Origin of the sequence: Terrisporobacter sp. (genome assembly GCF_017888745.1) — a bacterium.
Lineage (GTDB): Bacteria > Bacillota > Clostridia > Peptostreptococcales > Peptostreptococcaceae > Terrisporobacter.
Window position 1 is genome coordinate 1 of the sequence record NZ_JAGHFM010000020.1, and the last position, 4408, is coordinate 4408.

5 protein-coding genes are annotated in these 4408 nt (G+C 26.9%); 3 read left to right on the forward strand and 2 right to left on the reverse strand.

The genetic code is table 11. From position 1 onward, the window contains the following. The coding region (locus J7G74_RS00675; RefSeq protein WP_297130447.1) for an NAD/NADP octopine/nopaline dehydrogenase family protein at positions 1-746 on the forward strand (746 nt) is incomplete at its 5' end. A 75-nt stretch (positions 747-821) separates the two neighbouring features. On the opposite strand, the gene J7G74_RS00680 is transcribed toward J7G74_RS00675, so the two are convergent. Further along, positions 822-1511, reverse strand: coding sequence for a manganese catalase family protein (locus tag J7G74_RS00680; RefSeq protein WP_297130450.1), 690 nt, complete (start codon positions 1509-1511; stop codon positions 822-824). Positions 1512-1654: 143 nt separating this feature from the next. Further along, a complete protein-coding gene (locus J7G74_RS00685; protein ID WP_297130454.1) occupies positions 1655-2497 on the reverse strand; it encodes a CvfB family protein in 843 nt (280 codons plus the stop codon). Positions 2498-2713: 216 nt separating this feature from the next. Between J7G74_RS00685 and J7G74_RS00690 the strand changes: the two genes are divergently transcribed. Both J7G74_RS00690 and J7G74_RS00695 read left to right on the forward strand, forming a co-directional pair. After that, positions 2714-3313, forward strand: a complete 600-nt coding sequence (locus tag J7G74_RS00690) for a GNAT family N-acetyltransferase (protein ID WP_297130457.1) — start codon at positions 2714-2716, stop codon at positions 3311-3313. A 536-nt stretch (positions 3314-3849) separates the two neighbouring features. Continuing rightward, the gene (locus tag J7G74_RS00695; protein WP_297130459.1) at positions 3850-4047 is read left to right on the forward strand and encodes a hypothetical protein; all 198 of its coding nucleotides are present in this window, start codon (positions 3850-3852) and stop codon (positions 4045-4047) included. Positions 4048-4408: the final 361 nt, after the last annotated feature.

Below are 4408 nucleotides of genomic sequence, written 5' to 3' on the forward strand. Positions count from 1 at the left end.
GATTTATAAATAAAGCTAAAGAAATTGGAATTGATAAAAATTTAAAAGTTGGGGAAACGAATTCCTTAACTTATGCCACTAGAGCTTATGTAGATGAAGCTAGAGTAGAGGTTTCTTTAAAAGCAGGGAAAGTATACTTATCAGCATATCCTTCTTATAACACAAAAGAAGTTTTTGATGCTTGTGTTCAAATTTATGATTGTTTTGTTATGGCAGATAATGTTATACAAGTTAATTTAGAAAACCCAAACCCTTTAGTTCATCCAGGACCAACTTTGTTAAATGCAGGGAGAATAGATTATACTAAGGGTGATTTTTGGTTATATAAAGAGGGAATAACAGAACATACTGTAAATATTGTAAAAGCAGTGGAAGACGAAAGAGAATCGATAGCTAATGCATTAGGCATAAAGTTGGAAGATACAAGACAAGGTCGCATAAATAGAGGATATTTTGTTGATGAGGACAAACCATTACATGAACTATTTAATACAAGTCCAGTGTTCAAATACATAAAGGGTCCAGCAAGTGTGGATGTGCGATATATGGTTGAAGATATATCGACAGGTCTTGTACTTTGGTCAGATTTAGGAAAAGCCGTAAATGTTTCAACTCCTAATATAGATTCTATAATAATTCTTGGAGGAACACTTTTACAACGAGATTTTTATAAAGAAGGTCTAACTTTAGATAGTATAGGACTTGGTAATTTAAAAGGAAAAGATGAAATATTAGCAAATATATAATTGAATTTAATAAAAATTTAAGCACCCAATTCTAATAATAGAAGTTAGGTGCTTTTTTGTGAAAGGAAGTTCATATTATTTTTTATCAATTTTACTAATAGGTGTTTCAAAAGATGGTGGATTTATATCTATTTTAGCATCATGGTTTGGACCAGGAGAGGATAAATCAAAGTATAATTTAGAATCTTCTGTAACACCAAAATCTTTATTAGAGCCAGTATCTTTAACTTTATTTAAAGCATCTCTAAATAGAGCATTATGGGCTTCTTCTCTATTAAGTAAGAAATCTATAGTTTCTCTTACATATTTATCTTCTATTTGTCTATATAAATATTCATATACTACTTTAGCTCTTTGTTCTGAAGCTATATTAGATAATAAATCAGCAACTAAATCACCTGTAACACTTACATAGTCAGCAGTCCATGAATAACCTGATGAGTTTATTAGTGCTGGATTTAGTCCTGATAACACATGTGTTTCTATTTCTCCTGCATCAACACCTTTATAATTTACATCATGTCCATTTAATAAGTTTATAGTTTGAGCAACCATTTCCATGTGACTAAGTTCTTCTGCAGCTATATCCATAAATAAATCTTTTATTTCAGGGTCTTTTATTCTAAAGCTTTGAGATAGATATTGCATAGCAGCCTTTAATTCTCCATTTGCGCCACCTAGTTGCTCTTGCATTAAAACTGCATATTGAGCATTTGGCTTTTCGACTTTTACATTATGTAATAATGCTTTATCATGTTTAAACAAAGGGAAATACCTCCTTAAAATAATATTTAAATTTATTATTTGTAAAAGGAGAAATACTATTCTATATCATATTAGAAATGTATATAAAAAAACTCCAATGAAAATTAAGTTAACATTGAAGTTTATAGTATTGATTAAATATTTTATTTTAAGAAAGTACCTTCTTCATTTTGAGTAATTAACCCTTTTTTCATAAGAACACCTAGAGCTCTTTTAAAGTTTTTCTTACTAGAACTAAATACTGTAGCTATTTCTTCTGGAGAAGATTTATCATTAAATCTCATGAATCCATCGTTTCCTTCTATATAGCTCATAATTGATTTTTCTAATGAATCTAATTCTTCTTTTCTTTCTCCCCTTGGAGTAAGTCCAAGTCTTCCGTCTTCATAGATTTTTATAACTTTAAGATTTTCTAATTTATCTCCTATATTTAATTCTGTGAAATATTCATTGTTTAATATAACAGCATCGTACTTATTATCTACGCAAACAGTAGCACTTTTGTTAGTTTGGAACCCATAAACTATTCCATCAACTACATCACCAATATTGTATGAATGCTCAACAGATAAATAAGGGAAGATATCAGTAGTAGCAGCAAGTCTACCTGATTTATCAATATATATGTGGAATAAATATCTATTTCCTTTAGTCATTTCATATTTTTGGGCTTTAAAAGGAACTAATATATCTTTTGGAAGACCTACATCTATGAAACTTCCTATCTTAGTGTGAGCAACTACTTTTAAATAAGCAATATCTCCAACTTTAGCTTTTGGATAATTCATTGTAGCAGCAAGTCTTCCTTCTGAATCTTTGTATATAAATACTTCTATTTCGTCTCCAACTTCTATCTTGTTTTTTCCAACAAGTCTGTTGTGAAGAAGAACATCATCGCTAGAATTATTAGTTCCAGCATCTAAAAAATATCCGAACTCAGCTTTTCTTTTTACTTTAAGCTTGTTATATTCTCCTAATTTTATCAAGTCTTCATCTCCTTATATTTTTCAAATAATTGTATATCATAATTAAATATAATAACATATTTATGCTTATTTATACTCAAAACTTATTATAATTTAAAAAAATTATTTTATCGTACAAAAAAAATAAAATTATTATTGCATTATAGATTAAATCTATTATAAAATTAGCTGTAACCTATAAACTCAATAGGTAATTATACAAACAGGAGGACGAGAGTGAACAAGAGATTAAGATTAGCTACAGTAGATGATCTACAAAGAATTCAAGAGATATACAGACCATACGTTGAAAAAGACGATATAATTGTTAACTCGGAACATAGGGTGCCTACATTAGAAGAATTAAAAGAAAGATATGATTTAGTAACAAAGGAATTTCCTTGGATAGTTTGTGAAATTGACGGGGAAGTTGTAGCCTACGCTTATGCAGGAAAGCCATTTAAAAGAGAGGGGTATAAATGGAACACGGAAGTATCTGTATATACTGATGATAAATACCACGGTAGAAGAATTGCCTCTGCTTTATATGGATGTCTTTTAGAATTACTAGAATTACAAGGGATATATAATGTCTATGCTTGCATATTATCTATAAATGAACAAAGTAAGAAGTTCCACGAAAAATATGGATTCAAAGTTATGAGTGTATTCCCAAATGCAGTTAATAAATATGGAAGATGGATAGATGTAATTTGGATGTGTAAAACTCTAAAAAGTTTTGATATGGAAGTTAAGTCACCAGTTACGATTTGGGATTTAGATAAAGAAATAGTAAAAAATATATTTACAAGGAATGAAAATATAATAAAAGGGTAAATAAAATGGACACCAGACGGTTTATAAAAGGAAATATACAAAAGAGGCTATCTTGATGTAGATGATATTTAATCATGACATAAAGATAGCCTTTTTTGTTTTAATATTTAACATTATATATGACTTCATATACTTTTCAGGTTAAATAAGTTGTATTTTTGATTTTTAATTATATGATAAGATTAAAGGAGTTGTTCAAATAGTTAAGTTTAACTATTTTTATCAACTCTTTAGGGAAATTTAAAAAGATATATTGTATTATCACAGCATTATGGGGGAGCTGTGATTTTGAATATATATATTTTTTTCTATTGTATCAATCAAAAATCCTTTTAAATTCTGGATAAATCGTTTTTCAAAAATCGTCAATAAAAGTTTATGATATTATATATAAAATTTTTAAAATAATAGAAAATATATCATATGTTGATTTGTTTTTGGAACGACTTCTTTTTTTAACTGTAATAAAAATAAGTTCTTGTGGAAATCTAATATAAAAAGTAAATAACATTTTAAATTTTATCTAGGAGGAACTTATGAGAAAAGTTAACCAAAGTAAAAGAGAATTACATGAAAGTGAATTAACAAATTTCGTTAACCATGCAGATACTTTAGAAGATATGACTGAATTAATAGAAGAAGAAAATGAAAAAGTATTTAAGAAAGTTAAAAAAGAAGGAAATTTAAAACTTCCATCTTATGAAAGTATTCATAATAGCAACGATAATTTTTAATGATATAAATAGGCTACTTTATTATAAAGTAGCCTATTTATATAAAAATAAGCATTTATATTGTCAATTAAATGGAGGATTATGATATAATGTCTTAGATAATGATTTAAAGTAAACAATATAATTTTAAACGGTAGATTAATGAATTGAATTGTTTAATATATATTCTTAAAAATGATTTTTAATAAAAATTATTAAGATACATAATATATAATAAAATTATTTATATAAAAATATTGTATGGTTATTTTTCCCATGTGAATTATTTTGAAAAATATGATAAAATATTGCAGATATAGATAATTAACGGACTTTTAAATTAGTTAAAAGTATGTATATTTTTAAATAAAATTACTAATGA

Coding starts and splice junctions, on each gene's coding strand:
- J7G74_RS00695 (WP_297130459.1), top strand. CDS start 3,850: ATGAGAAAAGTTAACCAAAGTAAAAGAGAATTACATGAAAGTGAATTA.